Genomic DNA, 22,904 nt, shown 5'->3' on the forward strand with positions numbered 1-22,904 from the left:
GGGCCGGGCGTCAGCGGCCGGCTGTATCCGGCTGACTGCCGGTGCCGGTGCCGGTGCTGTCGCCACCGCCACCGCCACCGTTCGCGAGGAGCGATTCGAGCTCGTCCGCCGCACGGCCCAAGGCGCTTAGCGTCGGGTCGTGCGGTGTGGCCGGTGCCGCCGTCGGCGATGGTGCCACGAGTCCCGTCGGCGGCGCGGCCGGTGGACGGTGCGCGCGGGCGGCGGCGGTCAGTTCGTCCAACGCGCGACGGACCCGCTCCACCTCCGTACGGTCCGGCACCCGGCCGCCGTACCGCACCTGCGCCGCGAACGCCGCCACCGCGCCCCCCAGCCGCTCCAACGCCGCCGTCGCCGGCAGCCACCGCTCCGCCAGCCGCCCGGTCGGCGGCGGCTCCGCCAACCCCTGCCGTACCTCCAGGCGGGCATCCGCCAACGACCGGTACGCCGAACGGCGCAGCCACACCTCCGACCGGTCGGCGCCGCCCGCGACGACGGCATCGAGATAGGCCCGCAGCGCCGTCGCCGCACCGACCAGCCGGGGCTCGATCCGGTGCCGCGGGCGCTCCGGCCACAACAGGTAGCCGAACAGCAGGACGACCGCGCTCGCCAGGACACTGTCCAGCACCCGGGGCCAGAACTCGGCCGCGCCGCTCTGGCCGCCGAGCTGCAGCAGGACCAGCGCCATCGGCGTCATCACTACGGTGTTCAGCCCGTAGTGCGACGCCGAGGCGTACGGCAGCAGGGCCACACAGAGCGCCGCCATCGCGACCAGCGCCCACTCCTCGGTCGTCAGCATCAGCAGCGCCGCAGTGACCGCCACCCCGAGCACCGTGCCCACCGAACGGCTCACCGCCCGCAGGAACACCGAGCCGAGATCCGGCTTCAGCACGAACGCGATCGTCATCGGCACCCAGTAGCTCTTGCTGAGCGGGTAGTTGACGGTCACCGCCGAACCGACCGCGATGCACAGCGCGACGCGCAGCCCGTACCGGACCGACGGGCGCGACAGCAGCCGCGCCCGCAGCCGCCACGGATCGGGCGGCGGCACGGGCGCCGTACCGAGCCGCGCGTCGCGGCCGGCCACGGTGTCGGCGGCGGCACGCAGGGCCGTGTCCAGCGCCTGCCGCGACGGCGTGTCCGGCCGCCAGTCCGGGACCACCACCTCCCCGCCGCCGCGCCGTACGGCCGCCGCCAGCCGCCCCGGCACCTCGGCGACCTCCGGCGGCACCGGACGCCGGGCCCACAGCAGCCCCGTCGCCGCCTCGGTGGCGGCCAGGGCGGCCTCGTACGCGCGGACGGCGCGGGACCGGTCAGGGACCCGGCCCCCGGGCCGGTCCGGCAGGCGGCTCTGGGAGCGGACCGGGAGAAGGTCCTGGAGCTGGTTCAGGCGGGCCGTCAGCACCTGGCGCGAGGCGGCGGCCCGCTCGGTGCCCAGATCGGCCAAAGTACGGCCGAGCGCGTCGTACGCGTCCGCCAACGCCCGGAACCGGGGGTCCGCGCCAGGCCGGCCCGGCCCCCCGGCCCACAACCCGAGCAGCACCACGAACGCGCCACCGGCCGGCACCATCGCCGCCGCCGCCCACCACGGCCGCGGCAACGGCATCCCGCTCCCCAGCGCCGCCGACACCAACAACAGCATCCCGGCCGCCGAACCACGCGGACCCGTCGCGCTCAAAGCCCCCGAGACGAACGCGGTCAGCGTCAGCACCGCACCGAGCACGACCCCGCCCACACCGGCATGCTGCAACCCGGAACCCACCGCCATGCCGAGCGCGGAAGCAAGCACGGCAGTCCCGATCCGGGCCACCCGCAACCGCCACGGCTCGACCCGGTCGTTCATCGTCGCGTGCATCGCACCCAGCCCCGCGAACACCCCGAGATCCAGCCGGTGCACCAGCGGACCGACCCCCAGCGGCACCGCCATCCCCACCGCCGCCCGCCCCATCAGCGCCACCGGCACCGCCACCCGCACCGGCCGAGCGGCCCGGGCCCACCAAGGAGCAGCCGTGGAAGAACTCATCGGGACACGTCCGTTCCGCGGCCAGAAGTCGCTGCTGTGCGACATTGCGCGGCAGATGGGGCGTACCGGACCAGTCTACCCAGCGGCCCCGCCGCGGACCGTACGTGTCAAGTTCGTACCGATCGCGTACGGCCGTGCCAAGGGCCCTGCCGGTCCGACAGAGGCGGTGGCTACGATGACGGAGGCGAAAACCGTCCACGGAGGCGGCTGAAATCGCCGACCAGGACGGCACGACCGAGAAGTTGACGGTGCGTTGCGGCACGGAGCCACCCGGGGCGCCCCGGGACGGCGCCCGGCCGTACGGGGGAGAGGTGAACTGCTGTGGCAGAAGGTGACGGGCAGGGGACGGGCACGCCCCCCGCGGGGGCGACTCCGGGGGGTCCACCCGATTCGACGCCCTTCATGCTCGACAAGAAGATTCCCTGGTTCTTCGGCGGGATCAACATCGCTCCGGTCGTCAGCACCGCGCAGACGAACGTCAGCGCCGGGGACCTGGTGGCGGCCTTCGGCAAGCACGACGTCAAGGTCGAGGTCGACACACTCACCGCGTTCGCGAACAAGGTCGAGGCCCTGCTGCTCGCCATGGAGGGCTCCGCGGCGGCTCCGTACAAACTGCAGCAGCAGAAGCTCACCGGACAGAGCTTCGCCGGCGCGCAGTTCGTGGAAGCGACGGCGCTGACGACCGCCTACGAGAAGGTGCACGCCCAGCTCGTGCAACTGCACAAGGACTTCGCGGCGCAGATCCAATCGATGCAGACGGCCGTCTCGCAGACGGCGAACAACTACGCCGCGAACGAGAGCCACACGACGGCCGCGCAGAACGCGGTCGCCAAGAACGCCGATGCCGCCGCGCCGGTGTCGGAGCCGGACAACCTCAAGTACTGATGGCGACCTGGGGAGAGTCCTACGGGGAAACGGGGAGCAAGTAGTGTCAGGCGGAACGAACTTCGAGAGCATCGATCACGCCCACCTGCGGAAGATGGTCGACAGCACGGACCCCACGACGGTCCTGAGCCGCGGCACCCAGCTGCAGGCCGCCGGCCGAGTGCTGAAAGAGCTGAGCTCAGCGCTCAAGGCGCATGTCGGCAGCGTCACCTGGGAAGGCCCGGCCGCAGAGAACTTCAAGACCTGGGCGGGCAACCTCCAGCAGTCCGCACAGATCATCGGAGACCACGCCTCGACCGCAGGCGACGCGATGCACCAGGCCGGTGAGGCGCTCAGCACCGCCAAGTCCGCCGTGCCGGAACCGCCGCAGACGGAGATCGACGCGGTCGCCAAGCGCAATTCGCAGACGGTCTACCTGCCGTCGACCGTGCAACTCGCCGTCGGCCAGTCCGTCGACGAGTACATGTTCTCCGTCGACAGGAAGTGGGTCACCGAGGCTCGGGCGACGCAGGCCCAGGCGAAGATCGACAAGGAGCACCAGGAAGCCGTCCTCCAGATGGAGAAACTGGCACAGGCGTACAGCGCGGCGACGACGACGCTGAACGGGATCCCCGGGGACGTGCAACTGCCGGGGACGCCGGGGTCGGGCAGCAGCAAGAATGACGCGAATGTCGCCTCAGGGGCCAGCGGCGGCCGCGGTGGCTCCGGGGGGTCTGTCCGTGGCTCTCGGGCGGTCGGCGGCAGCACTGGCGGGAACTACGGACAGTCCGGTAACTACACCGGCGGGTCGGTGACGCCTCGTGACCCTGGTGCGGGTGTACCTGGGGCGTCTGAGCCGGGGCACACAGCCCCGCCTCCGCTGCACGGTGGCGGCCAGATTCCGCCAGCGCCGCAGGACCCGGGCTCCTCGATCCCGCCGTCCCACCCGTCGGACCCGGTCAACCGTCCGGGCACCGGCCTGGACGGCCTGCCGACGGCGCCGACGCAGACCGGCCCTGGTGGCGGTCCCCTGCCGACGGGCGGTCCGACCACCACTCCCACGTACCCTGGTGGTCCCAACGGCCCTGGCAGCGGACCCGGCACCCCCGGTGGGGGCCCGCTTCCGGGCTTCCCGGTCGGGCCCGGTGGCGGTTCGGTCCAGAGCAAGGGCGGTGGTGGCGGCTACCTTCCCGGCAAGGGCGGCAGCTCCAGCCCCCGTACGACCCCGTTCGGCGGCCAGGTTCCCGGGAAGAACGGCACTCCGGGCATTCCGACCGGGACGGTCTTCGGTGCCCGTGAGGCGGGGCCGGGTGGCGGTCGCGCAGGTGGCCCCAACGGCACGGGTAACGGCATGGGAATGCACCCGGGTATGGGCGGTGGCGGCGCTGTCGGTTCGGGCGGAAGCTCACGTGGCCGTGGCCTGACCTCGACCAGCGGTGGCACGGTCGGCGGTCGCAAGGGGCCGGCCGCCAGTGGGGAGTTCACCCCCGGTGGGACGGGCCTGCGCAACCGTGCGGCTGCGGCAGGTGCCGCCGAGGGCGGCGCTGCCCGGTCGGGGCAGAACGGCATGATGGCCCCCGGTGCAGCGGGCCACGGGGGCCGCAATGAGCGGGACCGTCGCAAGCGGGCCGACTACCTGCACGAGGACGAAGAGACCTGGACCAGCGGTACACCGCAGAGCAACCCGGACGTGATTGAGTAGGACGGCAACGACTGCCCGGCCACTGGGCCTTCCCCAGTGGCCGGGCAGCCTTGTTCAGAGCGCGCTTCCCGGTCGGCGGAAAGATTGACGAGGAGTTGTGATGGGGCGGACGAACACGCGCATGCGTTGGCGAGCGGCTGCAGCCGCGCTTCTGGCGGCGGGAATCGTGGTCGGTCCGGTCGCAGCGCCGGCAGTTGCCGAGGACACCATTCGGCAACAACAGTGGCACCTGGAAGCGATGCATGCCCCGGAGATGTGGAAGATTTCCAAGGGGCAGGGAATCACTGTCGCGGTGATCGACAGTGGATTCAAGCTGGACCATCCGGACCTGGCGGGGCAGTTCCTGCCGGGCAAGGACTTCAGTGGGAGTCCCGGTGGTGTGGGCTCCTTCTCGGACGGCCATGGCACAGGCATGGCCAGCCTCATCGCTGGAACCGGAAAGGGAATGGAAGGGGCCGGTGCGCAAGGCCTGGCGCCGGGAGTCAAGATCCTTCCTCTGAAAATCAACACCGGCTCGGTGGGGTCGCTCGTCTCGACTGATTTCCTTGATCAGATCGGGCAGGGCATCACGTATGCGATCGAGCAAGGCGCCAAGGTCGTCAACATCTCTCAGGGGATCAGTGCCGTCACGGCGTTTCCGGCCGATGTCGCCAAGCTGAATCAAGTTATCGCGACCGCCAAGGAAAAGGGCGTTCTGGTATTTTCCAGCGTTGGAAACGAGGGCCAGAAAGGGAACCCCGTCGAGTACCCCGGAGCCCTTCCCGGAGTGGTAGGCGTGGGCGCATCGGATCAGAACGGAAATGTCACGGCAGAGTCCGAACGGGGCTCGCAAGTGGTTCTTGTGGCGCCCGGAGTCGACATGATCGCAGGTTGCACCTCATCCACTGGGTACTGCAAGAGCCATGGCACCTCGGATTCGAGCGCATTGGTATCGGCCTCGGCCGCCCTGGTGTGGTCAGCGCATCCGAGCTGGACAGCAAATCAGGTTCTGCGTGTCCTTATCAATACTGCGGGCAAACCGGCCAGCGGAGCGGACCGAACGGACACCGCAGGATATGGAGCGGTCCGGCCGCGTATCGCGTTGACGAACCCCGGTGATCCCGGGCCGGCGGACGTTTCGCCGATTCCCGTTGCGACGACTGCGCCCTCGACGGTGCCGTCGACAACTCCGTCGGCTCCCGCGTCGTCGGTGCCCAGTGCCACCGAGAGTCCGACCGATGTGGCGGTGGGTGCGCCGCCGGTGCGGCCGAAGGCTGATGCGTCGTCCGGGTCGAGTGGTGCGGTGCCGATCGTGGGTGCTGTGGTGGCCGGGCTGGTGTTGGTGGCGGGGGTGGTGTTCGTCGTGGTGCGGCGGCGGCGGAAGGCGGCGGTGTTGCCCGAGGTCCAGGTCCCGCATCAGCCGCATCAGCCGCATCAGCGGCCGGTGCCGCCGGAGGAGAATCCGTACGCGCGGTAGGTGCGGGGGCGTGCCGGGGTGGGGGGTGGGCGCGGGGGTGGGGGTGTGCGCCGGGGTCACTCGGGTGGGGGCTGGTGGGGGTGGGGGTGGGGTGGCGAGGGTGGTGGTATGGATGCGGAGGGTGCTTGGCGGGCAGGGCAGTTGAGGCGGGCGGCGGCGGCCGCGCTGATCGGTACGGCGATCGAGTTCTACGACTTCTTCATTTACGGGACGGCGGCCGCCCTGGTGTTCGGGCCGGTGTTCTTTCCCGGGTTGGGCACGGTGGGGGCGCTGTTGGCGGCGTTCTCGGTGTACGCGGTGGCGTTTCTGGCCCGGCCGGTGGGGGCGGTGGTGTTCGGGCACTTCGGGGACCGGGTGGGGCGGAAGGCGACGCTGGTGGTGTCGCTGCTGCTGATGGGGTTGGCGACGGCGGCGGTGGGGGTGCTGCCGGGGTTCGCGGCGTGGGGGTGGTGGGCGCCGGTGGTGCTGGTGGCGTTGCGGGTGTGCCAGGGCGTCGGGTTGGGCGGGGAGTGGGGCGGGGCCGCGCTGTTGATCGCGGAGAACGCTCCGGCCGGGCGGCGGGGGCGGTACGGGGGGTTCCTGCAGCTGGGGCCGACGATCGGGTTCGTGCTGGCGAACGGGGTGTTCCTGGCGCTTCAACTCGGCTTGGACGGGCGGGCGTTCCGGGAGTGGGGCTGGCGGGTGCCGTTCCTGGCCTCGTTCGTGCTGGTCGTGGTGGGGCTGTTCGTGCGGTTGCGGATCGAGGAGTCTCCGCTGTTCCGGTCGGAGGGGGGCCGGGGTGCCGGTGGGGGCCGGGAGCGGCTGCCGGTGCTGGAGGTGGTGCGCGGGCACTGGCGTCCGGTGCTGGCGGGCGGTGGGGCGATCACCGTGGGGTACGCGTTGTTCTATCTGACGACGACGTACGCGTTGGCGTACGCGACGACCGGCCTCGGGGTGGCGAGCACGGTGGTGCTGGCGATGCTGCTGGTCGGCGCGGTGGGCATGGCGGCGACGGTGTGGTTGAGCGCTTCGCGTAGTGACCGGTGGGGGCGGCGGCGGACGTTGCGGTGGGCGACGGGTCTTGCCGCGGGCTGGTCGCTGGTGCTGTTCCCGCTGCTGGAGACGGCGAGGCGGGGGCTGATGTTCGTCGCCCTGGCGGGGGCGATGGTGGTGCTGGGCTGCATGTTCGGGCCGTTGGCGGCGTTCCTGCCGGAGCTGTTCCCGACCCGGGTGCGGTACACGGGGGCCGCGTTGACGTACAACCTGGGCGGGGTGATCGGTGGCGCGACGACGCCGCTGGTGGCGACGAGGCTGACCGAGGCGTACGGGACGGCGCAGCCGGTGGGCTGGTACCTGGCGGGGTTGGGTGTGCTGGCCCTGGGGTGTCTGCGGTTGCTGCCGGAGACCACGGGTGCCGAGCTCGGGGCGGTGGACGGCGGACGCCGCCGGGCGCCCCTGTTGGGGGCGGATCCGGCGGCGTAGGAGCGCGGGGTCAGGGCGCGGGGCCAGGGCGCAGGGCCACGGAGGGCCATACGGCCAGGCGGGCCCGGGAGGTCAGGCGAGGGGGTCAGGCCGGGGGAGGTCAGCCGGCCAGGGCGGCGCGCCCGGCCAGCAGGGTGGCGGTGTGCCGGGCGACGCGCTCGCCGAGGTGTTCGGCGGTCGCGATGTCGGCCTTGTGGACGGCCTCCGGGCCGGCGTCGGACGGCGAGGAGGCGGCGGCGCCGTTGGAGAAGCCGAGGCGGTTGAGGTCGTCCTCGGAGGCGGTGGTGGCGTTCCAGCCGGGCTTGAGGCCGAGGTTGACCCAGCTCATGCCGTGCTGGGCGGCGAGGGTCTGGAAGTAGCCGAGGGTGCCGGCCTTGTCGCCGCTCTTGGAGGCGGAGTTGGTGAAGCCGGCCGCGACCTTGTCCTTCCAGGCGTCGGTGAACCAGCGCTTGCTGGTGGCCTCGGCGAAGGTGTGGAAGGCGCCGGAGGCGGTGCCCATGTAGGTGGGGGAGCCGAAGATGATCGCGTCGGCGGCGTCCAGCTGGGCCCACTGCTCGTCGGTGATGGTGTCGACGGCGATGGGGACGACCTCGGCGCCGGCGGCGGCCGCGCCGCGGGCGACGGCTTCGGCGATCACGGCGGTGTGGCCGTAGCCGGAGTGGTAGGCGAGGGCGACGGTCGGACGGATGGCGGTCATGTGGGCGCTCCAGGGGACGGGCGTGGGTGTGGGCCGGGCGGCTGCTGGCGGTGCCGGCCGTGGCAACCGTGGCAACCGTGAAGGCACGGGGACACGAGGGCACGGAGGCACGAAGGCGTGGGGACGGACCGGGGGCAGGACGCACGGTGGCGGCCCCGGTCCGGCTCGGTCTCCAATATAGACCAGGTCTCTATTGGTTACCAGGGGCGGATTGGAGACCGTGCGGCTACCCTGGGCGCATGACGACGGAGGAAGCGATGCGGGCCGGGGCCGGACAGTGCGAGGCGCTCGGCGCGCAGGAGGGCCGGGATCATCCGGAGTTCGACGTCTTCGCCCAGGTCTGCCCCAGCCGCGGGATGTTCGCCGAGCTGGCCGACAAGTGGTCGCTGCTGATCCTGATGAGCCTCTCCACCTGCGGGCCGCAGCGCTTCTCCGAACTGCAGCGCGCGGTCGGCGGGGTCAGCCGCAAGATGCTCACCCAGTCGCTGCGCAACCTGGAGCGCGGCGGCCTGGTGCTCCGGACGGTCCACCCGGAGACGCCGCCGCGCGTGGTGTACGACCTGCTGCCGCTCGGCCGCGAGCTGGCCGAACTGGTCGCACCGCTCGGCCGGTGGACGGAGCGCCGGGCCGCGCAGATGATGGCGGCCCGCGAGGAGTTCGACGCGGCGCACGCCGAGCGGTGACCGGAGGCGGCGGAAGCTCCCGGGCGCGGAACCGCTCCCGCGCGCGCCCCGGAGCCGCCCCCGCGGCCGCTCCCGGAACCGTCCCCGCGTGCGCCCCGGAGCCGCCCCTGCGGTCGCCCCGGAGCCGATTTCCCTTCCGGGCCGACGGCCGTGTAATGTCTTCCTTGTTCGACCGGCCCGGTGAAAACCCGGCAAGCCCCTATAGCTCAGTCGGTAGAGCGTCTCCATGGTAAGGAGAAGGTCTGCGGTTCGATTCCGCATGGGGGCTCAACTGGAAGACCCCCGCCTCAGGGCGGGGGTCTTCCGTGTTTTCCGCAGGCGACCGACGCGAGGCGGGCTGGCGGGTCGGGTACGGAATGCGCTGTGATGGTGCGTCATCGGCCGCCCGCCCATGGGGTGCGGGCGCGAGCCGGACCCTGACCGGAGGGCGTCATGGGCGTTCGACTCGTGGTGGTGGACGATCACCGGCTGCTCGCCGAGGCGCTGGCCACCGCGCTCCAGCTGCGCGGCCACCGGGTGCTGGCGGTCGGCTCCCCGGCCGGTGTCGCCGCCGACCTGGTGGCCGGGCGCCGGCCCGAGGTGTGCCTGCTGGGGGTGGCCGCACCGGGGGAGTCGGGGGCCTTCGACGGGGTGCGCCGGATCCGCCGTGAGCGTCCCGAGGTGGCCGTGATCGTGCTCGGCCCGGTGGGTGAACTGCGCGGTGTGGCAGGGGCGTTCGCGGCCGGCGCGGCGGGCTACGTGCCCAGCGACGAGCGGATCGAGGTGGTCGAGCGGGCGATCGGCCGGGCCCGGGCCGGGGAGGCCGCGGTCGCGGTGGACATCCTGCGCGGCGCCTTCGACCAACTGCTGCGCCCGGCGGCCGAACCGGATGACGAGGCGGTCCGGCTGCTGCGGCTGCTGACCCGCCGTGAGGTGCAGGTGCTGGCCCGGATCGCGGACGGCGAGGACACCGCGGCGATCGCCGCCGGGATGCGGATCGCCGCCAGCACCGCCCGGACGCACGTCCAGCGGGTGCTGATGAAGCTCGGCGCGCGGACCCGGCTGGAGGCGGCGGCGGTGGCCGCGCGCACCGGCCTGCTGGAACGGATGGCCGCCGGCTGAGGAGTTGGTGAAAAGCGCGCGGTGCCCGTCCGTGTGGTCCGGAGCACTCCGGCGGATTGGGAGAATGGCCCCAGTCGTACGCATTCCGTCGATGGCCCCCGCCGAGCGGGCGGACCATCGCCCGCTGGAGGTCTCAATATGAGTAAGTACCTGGTCACGGGTGGCGCCGGCTACGTCGGCAGTGTGGTGGCCGCCCACCTGCTGGAGGCGGGGCACCAGGTGACCGTCCTGGACGACCTCTCGACCGGCTTCCGCGAGGGCGTCCCGGCCGGTGCCGAGTTCGTCGAGGGCCGGATCCAGGACGCCGGCGAGGTGCTGGACGGCTCCTTCGACGGCGTGCTGCACTTCGCCGCCTCCTCGCAGGTCGGCGAGTCGGTCGTGGACCCGGAGAAGTACTGGCGCAACAACGTGGCCGGTTCGCTGGAGCTGATCAGCGCGATGCGTGCCGCGGGTGTGCGCAAGCTGGTGTTCTCCTCCACCGCCGCGACCTACGGCGAGCCGGAGTCGGTGCCGATCGCGGAGACCGCCCGTACCGCGCCGACCAACACCTACGGCGCCACCAAGCTGGCCGTGGACCACCTGATCACCAGTGAGGCGGTCGCGCACGGCCTGGCCGCCGTCTCGCTGCGCTACTTCAACGTGGCGGGCGCGTACGGCGCTTACGGCGAGCGGCACGACCCCGAGTCGCACCTGATCCCGCTGGTGTTCCAGGCCGCGCTCGGGCAGCGCCCGCACATCGCGGTGTACGGCGACGACTACCCGACGCCGGACGGCACCTGCATCCGTGACTACATCCACGTCGCGGACCTGGCGGACGCGCACCTGCTGGCGCTGACCGCCGCCGAGCCGGGCGAGCACCTGATCTGCAACCTGGGCAACGGCAGCGGCTTCTCGGTGCGCGAGGTGATCGAGTCGGTCAAGCGCGTCACCGGCCGCGAGATCCCGGTGCGGGTCGAGGGCCGGCGGGCCGGTGACCCGGCGGTGCTGGTGGCCTCGGCGGCCCGCGCCCACGAGGCGCTGGGCTGGACCCCGCGCCGCCCGAACCTGGACGACATCGTCGCCGACGCCTGGAAGTTCACCCTGGAGAAGAACGGCCGCTAGATCCGGCCGGGACACTGCCGTCGGCCGCCGCGGGCGCCGCACCCGGACCGTACGGGGGTGGCGCGTGCGGCGGCCGGATGCCGGTCGAATGATCAAGTCCGGCCTCCCACGCACCTTCTGACGAAACTTCACCAAATCGCCACGAGGGCGTTTCCCCACCCCGTACGCTGAGTGCGGTACCGGTGGGGGCCGGCGCCCTTTCGATCTCACCGGCCGCCGGTGGGTGGGCGGAGCGGCGGGTCCGGAACGCGGACGCCGGGCCGGTCCCCCTCCCGGGCTCGGGCGGTCTGAGCAGGGGGAGGGACGATGGGGCGGATTCGCGTCCTGGTGGTCGACGACCACCGGATCTTCGCCGAAGCACTGGCCGCGGCGCTCGCCGCCGAGCCCGACGTGGAGGTGGGCGCGGCCGGCAGTGCGGCGGCCGCCGAGCGGGCGCTGGAGCGCGCCGCCACCGAGGGCCGGGCCTACGACGTGGCCCTGATCGACGCCGACCTGGGGACGGTGGTGGCGGGGGCGGGCGGTGCGGTCGGCCCGCCCGCGGTTGCCCCGCCGGTGGTGCGCAGACGGCCGGGGGCGGATCCCGCCGAGGAGGCCCGGCGCCGGGCGGCCCCGCCCGTACCGTCGCCGCGCCGGCCGGCCTTACCGCCCGGGGTGCCGTCCCCGTCGTCCCCGCTGTCGTCGGGTGTGCCGGTCGGGACGACGGGCGGTCCACCGGGCGGTGTCCGCCCGGGGGTGGATCCGCTCAGGGCGGACCAGCTCAGACCCGGGGCCCCGCCACCCGACGGCATCTCCCTGCTCGCCCGGCTCCGCCGGGCGCATCCCGGGCTGCGTGCCGTCGTGCTGGCCACCGCCGACGACCCGCACCGGGCGGCCCGCGCGCTGCACGCGGGGGCCACCGGCTGGGTGGCGAAGGAGAGTTCGCTGGCCCGGCTGCTCGCCGTGGTCCGGGGCGTGCTGCGGGACGAGACCCATCTGCCGCCCGCGCTGCTCACCGGGGTGATCCGCGAGCTGACCACCGCCCGGCGGGACCGCACCGAGAGCGAGCGGCTGGTGGACACGCTCACCCCGAGGGAGCGGCAGATCCTGCGCTGTATGGTCGCGGGCCTGGGGCGGCAGGCCGTCGCGGAGCGGCTCTACCTGTCGCCGCACACCGTCCGGACGCACATGCAGAACGTGCTGGGAAAGCTCGGGGTGCATTCCACGCTGGCCGCCGTGGCGGTGGCCCGTCGGGCCGGGGTGAGCCCCGCGGAGCCGGCCGCGCCCCCGTCGGCGCCGGTGGCGACCACCGTCGAGCGGCCGTGAGGTCCGGTGGTGCGGGGCCGGCGGTGTGAGGTCCGGCGATGTGAGGTCCGGCGGTGCGGGTCCGGGTAGTCGTGGGACCCGGGGCGTGAGGCCTGGCGGGCGGTGAGCTCCGACCGGTCGCGGTTCAGCCCGGGATGTTGTCGAAGGGGGCGACCAGCTGCCGCAGCAGGGCGGCGAGTTCGGTCTGCTGACCGGAGGTGAGCTGGGCGAGCAGTTCGCGTTCGTGCGCGAGCAGTCCGGCGAGGGCCTGGTCGGCGCGGTCGCGGCCGTCGTCGGTGAGCCGGACCAGTACGCCGCGCCGGTCGTCCGGGTCGGGCAGCCGCTTGACCAGGCCCTTGCCGGTGAGCCGGTCGATCCGGTTGGTCATGGTGCCGGAGGTGACCAGGGTCTGGGTGAGCAGCTGGCCGGGGGAGAGCTGGTACGGGGAGCCGGCCCGCCGCAGGGCGGTCAGGACGTCGAACTCCCACGGCTCCAGGCCGTGCTCGGCGAAGGCGGTGCGGCGGGCGCGGTCCAGGTGCCGGGCGAGCCGGCTGACCCGGCTGAGCACCTCGAGTGGTTCCACGTCGAGGTCGGGGCGCTCCCGGCGCCACGCTGCGACCAGCCTGTCGACCTCGTCCTCCATGACGATCAGTGTATCGGTGGATGTGTCGATGTGAAGTCTCTTGACATCGAGAAATGTGCCAATGAGGCTACATCGAGATATCTTGATGTCGAGATACTTGTGAGGTGCGCCATGACCACCCCCGTCTGGGACCCCGCGCAGTACCTGCGCTTCGCCGACGAACGCACCCGGCCGCTGCGCGACCTGCTCGCCCGCGTCCCCGCCCTTCCGCACCCCGGCGAGGAGAGGATCCTCGACATCGGCTGCGGCCCCGGCAACTCCACCGCCGTCCTGCGCGAACGCTGGCCGCACGCCCGCCTCACCGGCATCGACGACTCCGCCCCGATGCTGGCCACCGCCCGTACCGAGGGCGAACCGACCGCGGACTACCTGCTCGCCGACGCCCGGGACCACGACCCGGCCCCGGCCCGTCCGGACCTGATCGTCTCCAACGCGGCCCTGCAGTGGGTCGAAGGGCATCTCGGGCTCGTGCCGCGCTGGGCCGCCGCCCTGCGCTCCGGCGGAGCCGTCGCCTTCCAGGTGCCCGGCAACTTCGACGCCCCCAGCCACACCCTGCTCGCCGACCTGCGGCGCAGCGCCCGCTGGCGCGCCCTGACCGGTGAGGACGCGGTCCGCCCCGGCGTCCACCCGCCCGAGCGCTACCTCGACGCGCTGGCCGCCGCCGGCTGCCGGCCGGACGTCTGGGAGACCACCTACCTGACCCTCCTCCCGGGTCCGGACCCCGTCCTGGAGTGGGTCAAGGGCACCGCGCTGCGCCCGGTGCTGAGCCGGCTCGCCGACCCGGCGGACCGGGCCGCCTTCCTCGCCGAGTACGGGCGGCTGCTGCGCGAGGCCTACCCGGCCGGGCCGTCCGGGACGGTCTTCCCGTTCCGGCGGATCTTCGCGGTCGGGGTCAAGGAGTAGTCGGTCGCCGGTGGAGGCCCGTCGGTGCAGGCCCGTTGGTGGAGGCCCGGCGGTGGAGGCCCGTTGGTGCAGGCCCGCCGGCGGGGGCCGGCGGAGCAGGCCGGGCCGAGGGGGCCGGGCGGGGACAGCCGCGCGGCGAGTGCGAGTGCGAGTGCGGGGCTGCGGGCTGCGAGTGCGGGGGCGGGGGCGGGGGCGGGGCCGCGGGCCCTCAGCCCCTGCGGTCGCCGACCAGCCTGGGGTGCCGCTCCAGGCCCTCCAGCCCGTGCCAGGCGAGGTTCACCAGGTGTGCCGCCACCGTGGCCTTGTCCGGCTTGCGGACCTCCAGCCACCACTGCCCGGTCAGCGCGACCATCCCGACCAGCATCTGCGAGTACATCGGGGCCAGCCGGGCGTCGAAGCCGCGCGACTTGAACTCCAGGCCCAGGATGTCCTCCACCTGCGTCGCGATGTCGCTGATCAGCGAGGCGAAGGTGCCGGTCGACTGGGCCACCGGCGAGTCCCGGACCAGGATCCGGAAGCCGTCCGTCGAGGTGTCGATGTAGTCCATCAGCGCGAAGGCGGCCTGCTCCAGCAGTTCGCGCGAGTGCCCGCCGGTCAGCGCCCCCGTCACCATGTCCAGCAGCAGCTGCATCTCGCGGTCCACCACCACCGCGTAGAGCCCCTCCTTGCCGCCGAAGTGCTCGTACACCACGGGCTTCGACACCCCGGCGCGCTCGGCGATCTCCTCCACCGAGGTGCCGTCGTAGCCGCGCTCCGCGAAGACCGTCCGGCCGATCTCCAGCAGCTGCTCGCGGCGCTGCTTGCCGGTCATCCGGACCCGGCCGCCCCGGCGGCGCGGGGCCGGGGCCGGGGCGACCGGGCCGCCGGGGCTCCGGTCCGCGGCTCCGTCGGCGGCGCCGCCCGTCGGGGCGGCGGACCGGGCCCGGGCCGGTGCCGTAGCGGGGGCCGCGTCCGTCCGCGTGCTGTGGTGACCGCCTGTGCTGTCTGCGCTGCTCCCGTTCACCCCTACATCATGCTGGAAGCGACGCCTCATGCGGCGCGGCGGGCGGCGATCCGTGCGGCGTCCGGCCAGCGGACGTCCCGGGCCCAGCCGGCCAGCTCGAACCAGCGGATCACCCGGGCCGAGGAGTCGATCTGCCCGCGCAGCACCCCGTGCCGGGCCGAGGTCGGGTCGGCGTGGTGCAGGTTGTGCCAGGACTCGCCGCAGGAGAGCACCGCGAGCCACCAGACGTTGCCGGAGCGGTCCCGGGAGCGGAAGGGGCGCCGGCCGACGGCGTGGCAGATCGAGTTGATCGACCAGGTGACGTGGTGCAGCAGGCCCACCCGGACCAGGGAGCCCCAGAAGAAGGCGGACAGCGCGCCCGTCCAGGACAGCGTCACCAGGCCGCCGACCAGCGGGGGCAGCAGCAGCGAGATCAGGGTCCAGAGCCAGAACAGCCGGGAGATCCGCCTTATGGCCGGGTCGCGGACGAGGTCCGGGGCGTACTTGAGCTGTGGCGTCTGCTCCTCGTCGAACATCCAGCCCATGTGCGCCCACCACAGGCCCTTCATCAGGGCCGGGATGCTCTCCCCGTAGCGCCAGGGCGAGTGCGGGTCGCCGTCCTTGTCGCTGAACCGGTGGTGCTTGCGGTGGTCGGCGACCCAGCGCACCAGCGGGCCCTCGACCGCGAGGCTCCCGGCGACGGCCAGGGCGAGGCGCAGCGGGCGGTTGGCCTTGAAGGCGCTGTGGGTGAAGTAGCGGTGGTAGCCGACGGTGATGCCGTGGCAGGTGAGGAAGTACATGGAGACGGCGATCGCGATGTCCGTCCACCCCAGTCCCCAGCCCCAGGCCACCGGCACGGCGGCCAGCAGGGCGGCGAACGGGACGAGGATGAACAGCCCGAGCGCGATCCGCTCGGCGGGCCCCTGCTTCTCGCCGCCGCGGGTGGCGGAGAGCCGGGTGGCCGCGGCGCCGGCGGTGCCGGCCTCGGGTCCGGCGTCGGGTCCGGCGTCGGTGTCGCTGTCGGGCTCGGCATCGGTGTCGGGATCGGGTGTCGGAGTGCGGGTCGCGGTGGACTCCGCGCGCGCCTCGCCTGCCTGGATGGTCATGGGCGTCCCTTGTGCGGCGTCCCGGTACGGGAGAGAAGCGAATCCTACGTCGGCGTAACCTACGGCATCGTAGGTTGCGCTCCGCGTCCAGGGGAACACTCGGCCGCGCGGCGCTTGAGTGAATTCACCCGACTGGATGGATGAACCCGGAACCCGGGGAGTTCGGTCGGCCGCGGCGGTCCGGAGCCGGTCCGGAGGCGGGACGGAAACGGCCCGGAAACGGTCCGGGGAGAGCCCGGGAGGCGGGCCTGGCAACGGATCGGGGCCTTGCGGATCGGTGCAAGTCGATACCCAGGGCAGGGTCGTCTCGGGTAGGGTCTGACACGACTGTCCGCCGTGGTGTAATGGCAGCACAGGGCCCTTTGGAGGCCTTTGTCTGGGTTCGAATCCTAGCGGCGGAGCCTCTGCACGCCTCTGATTCGGGCGTCTTCACATCGCGCCGGTATTGTCGGTGCTGCTCGGCGGACTGTGTGCATGGCGACCGGCCTGGGTCCGGTCCGGGCCTGCTCTGCCCTCTCCGTGAACCTACCGAGGAGCCTCCCCGCATGGGTGCCAATTCGCTTGCCGCCGTTGTCGTGCTCGCCGCCGGTGGCGGGACCCGGATGAAGTCGAACAAGCTGCCCAAGGTGCTGCACGAGGTGTGCGGACGGTCGTTGGTGGGTCACGCCGTGGCGGCGGCCGGGGAACTGACGCCGGCCCAGCTCGTCGTGGTCGTCGGGCACCAGCGCGAGCAGGTGCGGGAGCACCTGACGGCGCACTACCCGGCCGTGCGGACCGCCGTGCAGGAGGAGCAGAACGGCACCGGGCACGCGGTGCGCACCGCGCTGGAGGCGCTGGCCGCCGACGGCATCGTGCCGGACGGCACCGTGATCATCACCGCCGGTGACTCGCCGCTGCTGACCGGGGCGACCCTGCGCCGGCTCGCGGACGCGCACACGGCCCAGCAGAACGGCGTCACCGTGCTGACCGCCGTCGTCCCGCAGCCCTTCGGCTACGGCCGGATCCTGCGCGACGAGGACGGCACCGTCGCCTCGATCGTCGAGGAGCGGGACGCCACCGACGTCCAGCGCGCGATCGCCGAGATCAACTCGGGCGTCTTCGCCTTCGACGCCAAGCTGCTCGTCGAGGCGCTGGGCGAGCTCACCACGGACAACTCGCAGGGCGAGGAGTACCTGACCGACACCCTGGAGATCCTGCGCACCGCCGGCCACCGGGTCGGCGCGGTGGTCGCCGAGGACCACCGGGACATCCTGGGCATCAACGACCGGGTCCAGCTGGCGCAGGCCCGCCGGCTGCTGAACGACCGCCTGCTGGAGCAGGCGATGCGCGCGGGCGTCACCGTGGTGGACCCGGCGACCACCTGGCTCGACGTGCAGGTGACGTTCGAGCCGGACGCCGTGGTGCTGCCCAACACCCAGCTCCAGGGCGCCACCCACCTGGCCGAGGGCTGCGAGGTGGGCCCGAACACGACCCTGAAGGACACCCTGGTCGGCGCCGGCGCCCGTGTGAGCAACACCACGGCCGACCGCGCCGAGGTGGGCGAGCAGGCCAGTGTGGGCCCGTACGCCTACCTGCGCCCGGGCGCGAAGCTGGCCCGCAAGGCGAAGGTCGGCACCTACGTCGAGATCAAGAACTCCGAGCTGGGCGAGGGCGCCAAGGTGCCGCACCTGTCCTACATCGGTGACACCACGATCGGCGAGGGCAGCAACGTCGGCGCGGCCTCGGTCACGGTGAACTACGACGGGGTGAACAAGCACCGCACGGTCATCGGCGCGCACTGCCGCACCGGTTCGGACAACATGTTCATCGCCCCGGTCACCATCGGTGACGGCGCCTACACCGGCGCCGGCTCGGTGATCACCACCGACGTCCCGCCGGGTGCGCTGGGCGTGAACCGGGCGCAGCAGCGCAACATCGAGGGCTGGGTCGAGCGCAAGCGCCCCGGGACCGTGTCGGCGCAGGCCGCGAAGGCCGCCACGGACGGGCCCGCGGAGGCCTGACGCGTCGGGCGGGAGGCCGAGGGGCGGTCCCGAGGCGGACGGTTTCTGCGCGGGCGCGTAACCTTGGGGACATACGTGCGCCACTGGGCTTACCGCCCGTGTCCAGGCGTACCGACATTCCCCCGACCCCGTACCGCGCGTGGGCCTCGCCTGCCCGCACAGGGTCGAGGGTTCAGCGTCCGCAACGCGAGGAGACGGTGCAGTGAGCGGGATCACGACGTCGGGTGAGAAGAAACTGAAGCTCTTCTCCGGCCGTGCCCACCCGGAGCTGGCGAGGGAGGTGGCCGAGTCGCTCGGGACCGAGCTGGTCCCCACCAAGGCCTTCGACTTCGCCAACGGCGAGATCTACGTCCGCTTCCTGGAGTCGGCGCGCGGCGCGGACTGCTTCGTGATGCAGAGCCACGCGGCTCCCATCAACCAGTGGATCATGGAACAGCTGATCATGATCGATGCTCTGAAGCGGGCCTCCGCCAAGAGCATCACCGCGATCCTGCCGTTCTACGGGTACGCCCGCCAGGACAAGAAGCACCTCGGCCGCGAGCCCATCTCGGCCCGCCTGGTCGCCGACCTGCTGCGCCAGGCCGGCGCCGACCGGCTGATGGCCGTGGACCTGCACACCGCGCAGATCCAGGGCTTCTTCGACGGCCCGGTGGACCACCTGTTCGCGCTGCCGCTGCTGGTCGACTACATCGGCGGGAAGGTGGACCGCTCCAAGCTGACCGTCGTCTCCCCGGACGCCGGCCGGGTCAAGGTCGCCGACCAGTGGTGCGACCGCCTGGACGCCCCGCTGGCGATCATCCACAAGCGCCGCGACATCACCCAGGCCAACACCATCCTGTCGGCCGACGTCGTCGGTGACGTCAAGGGCCGGGTCTGCGTCCTGGTCGACGACATGATCGACACCGCCGGCACGATCTGCGCCGCCGCCGACGCGCTGTTCGACAACGGCGCCGCGGACGTCCTGGTCGCGGCCACCCACGGGGTGCTCTCCGGCCCGGCCGCGGACCGGCTGAAGAACTCGCGGGTCAGCGAGTTCGTCTTCACCAACACGCTGCCCACCCCGGAGCAGCTCCAGCTGGACAAGATCACCACGCTGTCCATCGCCCCGTCGATCGCGGCCGCGATCCGCGAGGTGTTCGAGGAGGGCTCGGTCACGAGCCTCTTCGAGGGCGTGCACTGACGAAGCCCGCGCAGGCGGCCCCGGTCCCCAGTGGGCCGGGGCCGCCGCCGATTTCGCGGGAGGGCACCGGTGCGGTTAGACTCGTGAAACTGCTCGGCGAGGGATGCCGTGCGCCTGCTTGCCGGGTGCGCGCTCCGTGATCGACGCGCTGCCGGTGTCGGATTCCCGTCCGCCGGCAGAGGCCGTTACCGCCGAGTGACCCCCGAACGTTCTGAGGGTGTGGTCCCGGCGGTTTTTCGCGTTGCCTGCACCCCCGCGCCAGTTCCCACGAGGAGTGCAGTCGTGTCCGAGATCCGCATCGCCGCTGAGACCCGTTCCGAGTTCGGCAAGGGTGCCGCCCGTCGCGCCCGCCGCGCCGGCTTCGTTCCCGGTGTCGTCTACGGCCACGGCCTCGCCCCGGTTCACCTGAACCTGCCCGGCCACGACCTGATGATGGCCCTGAAGACCCCGAACGCCCTGCTCGTCGTCCCGATCGAGGGCAAGGACGAGTACGTGCTGCCCAAGGCCGTCCAGCGTGAGGCCATCAAGCGCACCATCGAGCACGTCGACCTGCTGCTGGTCAAGCGCGGCGAGAAGGTCACCGTCGAGATCCCGGTCCACACCGAGGGCGAGCTGGCCCCCGGCGGCAACCTGCTCGAGCACGTCCTGAACGCCCTGCCGATCGAGGCCGAGGCCACCCACCTGCCCGAGTCGGTCACCGTCTCGGTCGAGGGCCTGGAGGCCGGTGCCTCGATCACCGCCGGCGACATCGAGCTGCCGAAGGGCGCCTCGCTGGCCGTCGAGGCCGACACCGTCGTGCTGCAGGTCATCGGCGCCCAGGCCTCGCAGGCCGACGCGGACGCCGAGGCCGCCGAGGCCGAGGGTGCCCAGGCCTGAGCCTCGCCCCTGGCCGGCTGACGAAGCCGTAGCTGTGACCGCTGCCCCGGCCGCTCCCGACGGAGCGGCCGGGGCAGCGGTGTGTCCGGGATGATGACGTCGAGCGTGCAGGCGAGGAGTGAGGGCGTGATGGCGGACGAGTACGAGGGCCCCTGGCTGGTGGTCGGACTGGGCAACCCGGGCGAGCAGTACGCCCGGAACCGGCACAACATCGGGTTCATGGTGGTGGACCTGCTGGCCCAGCGGATGGGCGCCAAGTTCAAGGCGCACAAGAGCCGGGCGCAGGTGGCCGAGGGGCGGCTGGCCGGCAAGCGGGTGGTGCTGGCCAAGCCGATGTCCTTCATGAACCTGTCCGGCGGGCCGGTGACGGCGCTGCGGGACTTCTACAAGGCGCCGGCCGCCGCGCTGGTCGCGGTCCACGACGAGCTGGACATCGACTACGCGGCGCTGCGGCTGAAGCTGGGCGGCGGGGACAACGGCCACAACGGGCTGAAGTCGATCACCAAGTCGCTGGGCCCGGACTACCACCGGGTGCGCTGCGGGATCGGCCGCCCGCCGGGCCGGATGGAGGTCGCGGACTTCGTGCTGAAGGACTTCTCCTCGACCGAGCGCAAGGAGCTGGAGTGGTTCGTGGACCGCTCGGCGGACGCGGTGGAGGCGCTGCTCTCCGAGGGGCTGGAGCGGGCGCAGGGCACGTACAACTCCTGAACACCCGTCAAGCCGACGGGGCGTCGGGAACGCAACGGTCGTACAACGCTTGCCGGGGCAGGCCTGAATCCGTGTGAGAAGCCCGTACGGGATCGGATAGCGTCGGACCGGTACGCGAACGAGTCCTGGGGAGTTCTCGATGCGGGGATTGGGTCCGGTCCGCCGACTGCGGCGGGGCCGGGTGGTCCGGCTGAAACGGCTCGGACGTCGGATCGGCACGGCCGGAGCGCTGGGGGCGGCCGGAGTGCTGCTGTCGGGCGGTGCGGTGGCGCACGCGGACCCGGTGGCCGAGCCGGACCCGGCGGCCACGCCGGAGCCCGCGGCGGCGCAGTTCGCGCCGGTGCTCGGCGAGTCGATGGGTGCCGACGCGGGCCTGCTGGCGGTCGGCGGCGGCCTGGTCGTGGCGGCCGGCGGCGCGGCGCTGTGGGTCAAGCGCAAGCGCGCGGGCGAGCCGGGCGCGTAGGAACGAGTCACAGGGGCCGGTGTCCACGGAAGTGGGCGCCGGCCCTTTGCCGTCCCCCGCTGTCATCCGTTTCCGGGCCGCGGTGCGTCCTGGGGGGTATGAAGCGCGAATCGATACGCGAGGGCGGGGCCGGGGGCGACCCCTTCGACGAGTTCGTGTCGGCGCGGTACCAGGTGCTGCTGCGCGCCGCCTTCCTGATCACGGGGGACGTGCACGACGCCCGGGACCTGCTGCACGACGCGCTGGCCCGGGTGTACGCCAAGCGGGCGGCGATCCGGGACCCGGGGGCGACCGAGGGGTACGTCCGCCGGACGATGGTCCGCACCCATGTGTCGCGGTGGCGGCGGATCCGGCGGGAGGTGCTGACCCCGCTGCCGCCGGACACCCCGGTGGCCGGGTCGGACCCGGGGGACGAGCGGCTGGAGGCGGCGCTGCGGGCGCTGCCGACGCGTCAGCGGGCGGCGGTGGTGCTGCGCTACTACGCGGACCTGCCGGTGGCCCGGGTGGCCGAGGAGCTCGGCTGCTCGCAGACGACGGCCAAGACGCATCTGGCGCGCGCGATGAGGACGCTCCGGCAGGAGCTGGTTGCGGTGGAGGAGATGGTCGGTCATGGCGGCTGAGGACAGGTCGGCTGAGGACAGGTCGGCTGAGGACGGGTCGGCCGGGCGCGGTCGGGGCGGGGACGGGTCGGCCGGGCGCGGGTCGGCCGGGCGGGCCGGGGACCGGTTCGAGGAGGAGCTGGTCGTCCGGCTCGGGACGCGGGCCCGGGCGGTGGGCGGCAGCCCGCCGCTGGCCGAGCTGCGCCGGGCCGGCCGGCGCCGGGCGCGGTCGCGGCTGGTGCTGCGGTCGGTGGCGGGGGCGGCGGTGTTCGCGCTGGGGGTGGGCGCGTTGGCCCAGTGGGGCGGGAACGGGACCGGGGCCGTACGGGGGTCGGCCCAGGTCGTCGGCGGGGGGTCGTTGTCCCCCTCCCCGGGGACGGGGAGCCGGCCGCCCGTCCCGCACGTGTCGCCGGGGCGCTCGTCCTCGTCGGCGGCGGACACGGCGGGGCCGCTGCTGGTCTGCCCGTCGGGACCGGCCTCGCTGCGGCTGCCCACCTGGGAGGAGGCGGTCGCCTCGGCCACGACCTCCTCGCTGCCGCCGTCGGGTCCGCCGCCCGGACTGCCGACGACGCCGCCGGCCGTGCCGTCCACGGGGGCGAGCACGAGCGGCGGGCCGGACGACCCCGACCCGGTCCGGGTGGCGGCCGACATCAGGAGGCTGGGTGCCGAGAAGTACCCGGACCACTACTTCGGCGTCTGCGACGACCTGATGACCCACCAGGTGTACGTGATGCGGGCGCCCGGCTCCGACCTCGACCCGGTCCTGCTGGACACCGTGCGCCACCCCGGGGTGAGGATCGGCTTCGTGGACGTGCCGGGGTCGCGGAAGCACTACCAGGCGCTGGTGCGGCGGATCACGGTCGAGGACGGCGGCTACTGGGCGGCGCGGGGGGTGACGATCCCGGAGGTGAGGATCTCCGAGGACGGTGCCGGGGTGGTCGTGTACACCGAGCAGGCCGCGGCCGTGAAGGCCGACGTCCTGGCCCGCTACGGCTCGGAGGTGATCGAGGTGCGGCCGACCGGCCGGCCCGGCTGACGGGCGGGCCCGGGACGGCGCAGGGCCCCGCGGCGGTCGCCG

21 protein-coding genes and 2 tRNA genes are annotated in these 22,904 nt (G+C 73.1%); 18 read left to right on the forward strand and 5 right to left on the reverse strand.

The features are described from left to right. Positions 1–10 precede the first annotated feature (10 nt). Complete coding sequence (locus ACFQ6N_RS21915) at positions 11–2,020, reverse strand: FUSC family protein (protein WP_380651404.1); 2,010 nt, start codon at positions 2,018–2,020, stop codon at positions 11–13. A 402-nt stretch (positions 2,021–2,422) separates the two neighbouring features. Between ACFQ6N_RS21915 and ACFQ6N_RS21920 the strand changes: the two genes are divergently transcribed. From ACFQ6N_RS21920 to ACFQ6N_RS21935, 4 genes are all read left to right on the forward strand, one after another. Beyond that, the gene (locus tag ACFQ6N_RS21920; protein WP_380651407.1) at positions 2,423–2,905 is read left to right on the forward strand and encodes a hypothetical protein; all 483 of its coding nucleotides are present in this window, start codon (positions 2,423–2,425) and stop codon (positions 2,903–2,905) included. Positions 2,906–2,948: 43 nt separating this feature from the next. Continuing rightward, on the forward strand, positions 2,949–4,586 hold the full coding sequence (locus ACFQ6N_RS21925) for a WXG100 family type VII secretion target (RefSeq protein ID WP_380651410.1): 1,638 nt from the start codon (positions 2,949–2,951) through the stop codon (positions 4,584–4,586). Between the two features lie 100 nt (positions 4,587–4,686). Continuing rightward, positions 4,687–6,042: a S8 family serine peptidase gene (locus ACFQ6N_RS21930; protein ID WP_380651412.1), complete on the forward strand. Its 1,356-nt coding sequence runs from the start codon at positions 4,687–4,689 to the stop codon at positions 6,040–6,042. Between the two features lie 108 nt (positions 6,043–6,150). Next, entirely contained in the window at positions 6,151–7,503 is a 1,353-nt protein-coding gene (locus ACFQ6N_RS21935; protein WP_380651415.1) for an MFS transporter, read from the forward strand. A gap of 100 nt (positions 7,504–7,603) precedes the next feature. Here ACFQ6N_RS21935 and ACFQ6N_RS21940 read toward each other — a convergent pair whose 3' ends face one another. Further along, positions 7,604–8,200, reverse strand: coding sequence for a flavodoxin family protein (locus ACFQ6N_RS21940; protein WP_380651417.1), 597 nt, complete (start codon positions 8,198–8,200; stop codon positions 7,604–7,606). 239 nt (positions 8,201–8,439) lie between these two features. On the opposite strand from ACFQ6N_RS21940, the gene ACFQ6N_RS21945 reads away from it, so the two are divergent. The 5 genes from ACFQ6N_RS21945 to ACFQ6N_RS21965 all read left to right on the forward strand — a co-directional run bounded on the left by ACFQ6N_RS21945 (position 8,440) and on the right by ACFQ6N_RS21965 (position 12,387). Next, positions 8,440–8,883 (forward strand): winged helix-turn-helix transcriptional regulator, encoded by a 444-nt coding sequence (locus ACFQ6N_RS21945; RefSeq protein WP_380651420.1) that lies wholly within the window; start codon positions 8,440–8,442, stop codon positions 8,881–8,883. Positions 8,884–9,078: 195 nt separating this feature from the next. Continuing rightward, positions 9,079–9,151: transfer RNA gene (locus ACFQ6N_RS21950), tRNA-Thr, on the forward strand. Between the two features lie 164 nt (positions 9,152–9,315). Beyond that, positions 9,316–9,984 (forward strand): LuxR C-terminal-related transcriptional regulator, encoded by a 669-nt coding sequence (locus tag ACFQ6N_RS21955; protein ID WP_380651422.1) that lies wholly within the window; start codon positions 9,316–9,318, stop codon positions 9,982–9,984. A 138-nt stretch (positions 9,985–10,122) separates the two neighbouring features. Continuing rightward, a complete protein-coding gene (galE, locus tag ACFQ6N_RS21960; RefSeq protein ID WP_380651425.1) occupies positions 10,123–11,085 on the forward strand; it encodes a UDP-glucose 4-epimerase GalE in 963 nt (320 codons plus the stop codon). 306 nt (positions 11,086–11,391) lie between these two features. Further along, complete coding sequence (locus ACFQ6N_RS21965) at positions 11,392–12,387, forward strand: LuxR C-terminal-related transcriptional regulator (RefSeq protein ID WP_380651428.1); 996 nt, start codon at positions 11,392–11,394, stop codon at positions 12,385–12,387. Between the two features lie 124 nt (positions 12,388–12,511). Here ACFQ6N_RS21965 and ACFQ6N_RS21970 read toward each other — a convergent pair whose 3' ends face one another. Beyond that, on the reverse strand, positions 12,512–13,009 hold the full coding sequence (locus tag ACFQ6N_RS21970; protein ID WP_189924958.1) for a MarR family winged helix-turn-helix transcriptional regulator: 498 nt from the start codon (positions 13,007–13,009) through the stop codon (positions 12,512–12,514). A gap of 111 nt (positions 13,010–13,120) precedes the next feature. Here ACFQ6N_RS21970 and ACFQ6N_RS21975 point away from each other — a divergent pair, with 111 nt between their 5' ends. Beyond that, on the forward strand, positions 13,121–13,912 hold the full coding sequence (locus ACFQ6N_RS21975; protein WP_380651431.1) for a methyltransferase domain-containing protein: 792 nt from the start codon (positions 13,121–13,123) through the stop codon (positions 13,910–13,912). A 208-nt stretch (positions 13,913–14,120) separates the two neighbouring features. Here the strand turns inward: ACFQ6N_RS21975 and ACFQ6N_RS21980 are convergent, their stop codons facing one another. Together ACFQ6N_RS21980 and ACFQ6N_RS21985 are read right to left on the reverse strand one after the other, a co-directional pair. Continuing rightward, entirely contained in the window at positions 14,121–14,723 is a 603-nt protein-coding gene (locus ACFQ6N_RS21980) for a TetR/AcrR family transcriptional regulator (protein ID WP_360259311.1), read from the reverse strand. A 218-nt stretch (positions 14,724–14,941) separates the two neighbouring features. Then, positions 14,942–16,000 (reverse strand): acyl-CoA desaturase, encoded by a 1,059-nt coding sequence (locus ACFQ6N_RS21985; RefSeq protein WP_380651433.1) that lies wholly within the window; start codon positions 15,998–16,000, stop codon positions 14,942–14,944. A gap of 330 nt (positions 16,001–16,330) precedes the next feature. Between ACFQ6N_RS21985 and ACFQ6N_RS21990 the strand changes: the two genes are divergently transcribed. The 8 genes from ACFQ6N_RS21990 to ACFQ6N_RS22025 all read left to right on the forward strand — a co-directional run bounded on the left by ACFQ6N_RS21990 (position 16,331) and on the right by ACFQ6N_RS22025 (position 22,862). Further along, positions 16,331–16,401 (forward strand) — tRNA-Gln (locus ACFQ6N_RS21990). A 144-nt stretch (positions 16,402–16,545) separates the two neighbouring features. Continuing rightward, positions 16,546–18,000, forward strand: coding sequence for a bifunctional UDP-N-acetylglucosamine diphosphorylase/glucosamine-1-phosphate N-acetyltransferase GlmU (gene glmU / locus ACFQ6N_RS21995; protein WP_380651436.1), 1,455 nt, complete (start codon positions 16,546–16,548; stop codon positions 17,998–18,000). Between the two features lie 202 nt (positions 18,001–18,202). Beyond that, the gene (locus ACFQ6N_RS22000) at positions 18,203–19,180 is read left to right on the forward strand and encodes a ribose-phosphate diphosphokinase (protein ID WP_380651438.1); all 978 of its coding nucleotides are present in this window, start codon (positions 18,203–18,205) and stop codon (positions 19,178–19,180) included. A 282-nt stretch (positions 19,181–19,462) separates the two neighbouring features. Next, complete coding sequence (locus tag ACFQ6N_RS22005; protein ID WP_380651441.1) at positions 19,463–20,056, forward strand: 50S ribosomal protein L25/general stress protein Ctc; 594 nt, start codon at positions 19,463–19,465, stop codon at positions 20,054–20,056. A 129-nt stretch (positions 20,057–20,185) separates the two neighbouring features. Beyond that, positions 20,186–20,764, forward strand: coding sequence for an aminoacyl-tRNA hydrolase (gene pth / locus ACFQ6N_RS22010; RefSeq protein ID WP_380651469.1), 579 nt, complete (start codon positions 20,186–20,188; stop codon positions 20,762–20,764). Positions 20,765–20,903: 139 nt separating this feature from the next. After that, positions 20,904–21,227, forward strand: coding sequence for a hypothetical protein (locus ACFQ6N_RS22015; protein ID WP_380651443.1), 324 nt, complete (start codon positions 20,904–20,906; stop codon positions 21,225–21,227). A 98-nt stretch (positions 21,228–21,325) separates the two neighbouring features. Beyond that, positions 21,326–21,847, forward strand: coding sequence for a SigE family RNA polymerase sigma factor (locus ACFQ6N_RS22020; RefSeq protein WP_380651445.1), 522 nt, complete (start codon positions 21,326–21,328; stop codon positions 21,845–21,847). Next, the gene (locus tag ACFQ6N_RS22025; RefSeq protein WP_380651447.1) at positions 21,837–22,862 is read left to right on the forward strand and encodes a hypothetical protein; all 1,026 of its coding nucleotides are present in this window, start codon (positions 21,837–21,839) and stop codon (positions 22,860–22,862) included. Before ACFQ6N_RS22020 ends, ACFQ6N_RS22025 begins: the two co-directional genes overlap by 11 nt. Positions 22,863–22,904 lie beyond the last annotated feature (42 nt).

The organism is Kitasatospora sp. NPDC056446 (assembly GCF_042796115.1).
Classification (GTDB): Bacteria; Actinomycetota; Actinomycetes; order Streptomycetales; family Streptomycetaceae; genus Kitasatospora.